Annotated in this window: 2 protein-coding genes and 1 pseudogene; 2 read left to right on the top strand and 1 reads right to left on the bottom strand. The window is 64.2% G+C overall.

Annotated elements, in window-relative coordinates; translation table 11 throughout:
• Positions 1 to 2602 (top strand): MobF family relaxase (gene mobF / locus G3T14_RS23075; protein WP_163644840.1); only part of this gene is annotated, 2602 nt, incomplete at its 5' end.
• Between the two features lie 234 nt (positions 2603 to 2836).
• On the opposite strand, the gene G3T14_RS23070 is transcribed toward mobF, so the two are convergent.
• Positions 2837 to 4189 (bottom strand): transposase, encoded by a 1353-nt coding sequence (locus tag G3T14_RS23070; protein WP_163644839.1) that lies wholly within the window; start codon positions 4187 to 4189, stop codon positions 2837 to 2839.
• A gap of 185 nt (positions 4190 to 4374) precedes the next feature.
• On the opposite strand from G3T14_RS23070, the pseudogene G3T14_RS23065 reads away from it, so the two are divergent.
• Positions 4375 to 4764, top strand: a pseudogene (locus tag G3T14_RS23065) (transposase); the annotation flags it as partial.

Here is a 4764-nt window from a genome sequence, read left to right as displayed (position 1 = left end):
CGCCAACCAGCGAGCCCAACTGGAGGCGATTCATGCCGCCGCGGTCACGGAAGCGTTGGAGTTCCTGCGTGACGAAGAGCTCGTCGAGGTTAGGCTCGGTGCCGGTGGGTATCACCGCGAGAATCCAACGGGGCTCATCGTCGCGCGGTTTAATCACTATACGACCCGGGCCGGGGACCCCAATTGCCACACGCACTGCGTGCTTATGAACGTTGCCGCATCTCTCGATGGCAAGTATCGCACCCTTGAGCCGGAGCGACTGTTCTTGTGGCAGGTCGTTGTAGGCAGTGCGTTCAGAACGGCTCTGGCAGAGCGTCTCACCCGTGAACTCGGCGTGTCCTTACGCGAAGCCGGACAGGGACAATTCGAGATCCGAGGCATTCCGGAGGAGGTGATCGCGGCGTTCTCGAAACGCTCGGCGGCGATCGAGGCGGCCATCGGCGGTGACCGCGGTTCCGTATCCGGAGCCCAGAAAGAAACCGCGGCGCTGGCAACCCGTGGCGCCAAAGCCGATGTTCCGACCGGCGCGGCCCTGGAGACGCGCTGGCGCGACGAGCTCGTCCCGTTCGACATCGATCCATGGGCGGCTGTCCGGCAAGCAGCCATCACGCCGGTTCACTCGGCAGAGCATGAGCGCGACCGGGATGCCGAGCCGGACCTGGTGTTCAATCCACCCGAGATCGTAGGCGCAACACCGGTGGCCAGTGCGGCGTCCAAATTGTTCCGGCACCAGAACGTCCTCGACCGCAAGAGCCTGATCGAGCAGGCCCTCGACGAGGCGGCGTTGCAGGGAATCGGGATCGCGGCGGTCCGAGCCGAGCTCGCGGATCTGGAGGCGCAAGGTAAGCTTCTACGTCTCGTCGCCGACGAGCGTAATGCGTGCTGGACAACGCCAGGAATTGCCTCCGCAGAAGCGGCACTTCTGCGTGCTGCCGATCGCCCTGTGGCAGGGTCGTGCTTCCGGCCGGAGATCGTGAGCGCGGCGCTGGCTGCTGCACCGATGCTCTCGCAGGAACAGCGTGACGCGGTCTTGCATGTGACCGGCCCCGATGCGGCCGGAGTCACGGTTCTGGAAGCCGGTGCCGGGACGGGCAAGACGACCACCGCCAAGGTGATTGTCGAGGCGGCGCAAAAATCAGGACTGACCGTCATCGGTCTGGCACCGAGCTGGACCGCTGCCGACGAACTCAAGGCCTCGACCGGCATCGAGACCTTCGCCATCGCCAAATGGCGTTACGACCTCGAACACGGACGGATCCCGCCACTTTCCGCCGATACGGTCGTGCTGTGCGACGAGGCCGGGATGATCGGCACCCATGATCTGGCCTTCGTTCTCTCGACCGTGGCGGCGGCGCCGAACGGTGGCGGTCGCGCCATTCTTTTGGGTGATCGAAGACAATTGGCTTCGGTCGCCGGCGCCAGCGCCCTGCGGTCCGTGGTCGATGTGCTCGGTCGTCATGCAACCCTCGCTGAGGTCCGCCGGCAGCAGGTGCCCTGGCAGCGCGCCGCCTCGACCCTGATGGCCCGCGGTGACGTCGAGGCGGGTCTGCGGGCCTATGCAAGGCACGACCGGATCGAACTTGTCTCGGGGGCAGCCACCTCTCAAGCGCGCGCCATCGCGCTCTGGAGCGAGGCGCGGGCTCGCTACGGTGATACAGAGGTCCTGATCGTCACCCGGCGCAACCGCGATGCGGCGGCGTTGAACCGCGCGGCGCGCGAGGTCCTGAGGACGGAAGGTGTCATCACCGGACCCGACGTCGAGGTGCAGGCACGGGACCGCGAGAACAAGCCGGTTCTGTTGTCGCTCGCCCAAGGCGATCGGATCCGATTCGGCGAAGGTCTGATCCGGCACGGCATCCGCAACGGCACGCGCGCGACGATCGAGGCAGTCGGTGCGGACGAGCAAGGAATCCTCAAGCTCAGAGTGCGACTCGACGACGGGCGGGTCGTCGAGGACGCTTATGGAACTATGGTGCGGGAACAGGTGCCTGGAAGGCGAAGACAAAAGTCTGCCACACTGCCGAGAATCAGCCACGCCTGGGCTGGGACGGCGTACTCGGTTCAGGGAAAAACGGCAGCGGCGTCAGTCTATTATGGGGCAACCGCGAGCGACGCGCGCGAGCTCTACGTTGGCCTGACCCGCCACACCCAGGATGTATGGCTTGTCGTCGAGCGCGAGCGACTTGAGACGAGCGTTCGTCTTCGCCGGAACGACGCCGGAATTAAACCGTGTACTGCCGAGCTGCATGAACGTTTGTTCGTCGAGTCGCGGCGGTACGCGGAAAAGGTCAACGTGGTCGACCACATAGAGGACCGCGCGGCCTTCGTACTGACTGGGAAGATCCCGCCGTCTAGGAGGGAAGCTGCTCTCGACCCACGGTATGAGTTCGAAGCCGGTCGGGCTCTGCGGGCAGTCCTAATGCAGTTCAGCGCTCATCCCCGATTGCTACTTCGGCATCTCGGCCACATGGGGCGCGAGGCAGAGCGGAAAATTTCAAATCGTTTTACGGCCATCGTCGACGCTTTGCGTAAACCCGCAACCGGCCAAACTTCTAATCGTATGCGGAGATCGGAGGGGCGTATCCGAGAAATCGACCGATGAGCGCTTTCCACTTAAGAGCTTATTTGCCAGCTAAATAATATCAAATTTTAATTTGTTTTTACAGCAAGTTTTGTCAGTAGTATTTTTACTTTTCAGTGATAATAAAATATATGCTTGACTTTATAGCGATATCCAATATTTAGTAAGTAAGAGTGTCTTGCCTGAGCTTCGTGGCGGAAAGAAGAGCGGTTTTGCATTTTTCCGTCCCGATGGCCTAAGCTCGACTTTGGCCATTTAGGCCGCCTGGCATAGGGCGTAGGCCCAGGCTGGTGGAAGACGGAACCGACGTTTCCTGCGGTCGCGCCTGCGGCCTGACATCGAAGAAGCTTCCTCGCGCCAGATGGTTCGACGGACGGCTGCGAGAGCATCGGAGAAGGTCGGCTGCGATTTGGGGTACCATGCAGTCACGGCAATCTGCCGCCGCTCACGTGCTGAGAGCCGCGTGGCGAGCAGGGTGACGATGGAGAACAGGGCGAGCAGGCAGGGGGTCGTACGAGCGATGGCCTTGTCGGACCATTGCCGCTGGGTCTCGACGCCGAGATGGGCACGCGCTTCCTGGAAGGTGACCTCGACCTGCCAGCGCCGGACGAACCACGTCACGATCTGCGTAGGGTCTCGTGCGGTGTCGGTGCAGAGCAGCCCTTGCGGCTCGAAGCGGTTCTCGGGATCGCGGATCAGAACCCAGCGGATCGGCACTGCTGGTAGACCGGAATGATGCCAGACGGCGGTGGCCGTGGCGATCTCGATCCTGCGCTCGCCCATGCCGTACCAGCCCGGCACGCTCACCTGCTGCCAGATGGTACCCGGGTCGGTCAGGATCTTGGACAAGGTTGGCCGCCGCACACCCTTCTTGCGCGGGCGCCCGATCGTACCGGGAAGCCTTGGGGGCGCTGGATCGTAGAGCGCCGCATCCAGGCGTAGACGGGTGATGGCGGTGACGCCGCCGCGGCGCAGGGCGTCGAGAAACAGCAAAGCCGAGAAGGCGCTGTCGCCCACTAGCACGAGGTCGCGCCCCGGCAACCAGCGGCGCACCTGCAGGGCCATCTGCCGTCCGACATCGAGCAGGGTCTTGTGCCGATGGCCTCGTTTCAGGCAGGCGCGCTCGGACGGAACGAGGGCAGTCAGGAACGGCAACGCCCAGACCCGACCCGCCCAGGGTATGGGTGTGAGCAGCATCAGGCTCATCCAGCGCAGGCCGCTGGTCTTGACGAAGTGGGCGCCGGACGAACGCACCGGATCACGGTAGATCCCGCGGGCCTGGATGCGGCGACCCCAGCGCCGCTCGATCGTGTCGTGGAGCGCCAGCACCACGGGGCCGTGTGGGACGAAGGCCTCGACGAGCAGCCGAAGCAGGGTGCGGGCTGCTGAGCGGGGAGACCATGCCGCGCGGCTGAGCACCCGGTGGGTGTTCACGAAATGGCGGTCCCGCGCCCGGCCCGTGATCCGCAGCACGCTCGCTACCGTGCGCCGGCCCGGACAGAGGATCGCACCGATCAGCAGGGCCTGAGCGTGCCGCCACGACCGGCGGACGAACAGCGGAGCGAACGACTGGATGATCCCGGCGAAGCGGGCAGGCAGGTGCGGCATGAGGCGTCTCTGGCGAGGGACACCATCAGCCTATCCATCACGCCCGCTTCGTCACCCAGCGCGTTCCGCGACATGGCGAAATGGCCAAAGTCGAGCTAAGAGCCCGTCCGATAAGTCCGCGATGGGTTGAGTGGCCGGGATGGCAGTGATTCCAAGAGGGTGCTGAAGCCTGACGTGGAAGCGCCATGTGGACCCCGACCACCCGCCGGCATCATAGCCGTGCCAGCCTGCGCTATGAAACCGATCTGACCGATGGTGAGTGGGCGGTGATCGCACCGCTGATGCCGGGACCAGCCGCGTGCGGTCGTCCACCGGTCTGGACGCCGCGTGAGATCCTAAACGCGATCTTCTACGTCCTGCGCGGTGGCATCGCGTGGCGATTGATCCCGAAAGACTTGCCTCCGCGCAGCACGACGTTTGGCTATTTCGCGCGCTGGCGTGACGACGGCCTGTTCGGCCGGATCAACCACCACCTCGTCATGGCCGACCGAGAGAGGGTCGGTCGTGACGCGTCACCCACCCGCCGCGGTGCTGGATAGCCAGAGCGTGAAGACCACAGAAAGTGGCGGGCCGCG

This window comes from Methylobacterium sp. BTF04 (assembly GCF_010692745.1).
GTDB lineage: Bacteria > Pseudomonadota > Alphaproteobacteria > Rhizobiales > Beijerinckiaceae > Methylobacterium.
Note: the sequence above shows the minus strand (reverse complement) of the source record. Positions and strands in the feature narration are given on the sequence as shown.